This window comes from Pseudomonas sp. SIMBA_067, from assembly GCF_046534675.1.
GTDB classification, from domain to species: Bacteria; Pseudomonadota; Gammaproteobacteria; order Pseudomonadales; family Pseudomonadaceae; genus Aquipseudomonas; species Aquipseudomonas putida.
Genome location: NZ_JAWRYH010000850.1, coordinates 1 through 255, shown reverse-complemented (window position 1 = coordinate 255; position 255 = coordinate 1). Strand labels below are relative to the sequence as shown.

Genomic DNA, 255 nt, shown 5'->3' with positions numbered 1-255 from the left:
CGGCAGGTCAAAGCGATGGCTACTGGATCAGAAAATGACGGGCCAGTAGCGCACTGGTGAAATTCTTCTTCAAATAAAAGCCGCGTGGCAGCGTCAGAATCCGTTCGCCCCGGGCACCAATGGCTTCGGTAAGCGCTTTCGCATTCGCTGCTTTCGGTCGTATCTGTAAATACTCCCCGTGACGAGCGGTAATCCGCTCAACCTGACCGAGAACAATCATATCCATTAATTCTTCCCAGTCTTCGCGTAGCTGCC

General features: G+C 52.9%; 1 protein-coding gene. It reads right to left on the bottom strand.

Going from position 1 to position 255, the window contains the following annotated elements:
* Positions 1–19 precede the first annotated feature (19 nt).
* Positions 20–255: hypothetical protein (locus SB765_RS31600; RefSeq protein WP_410932751.1), on the bottom strand; the 236-nt coding region annotated here is incomplete at its 5' end.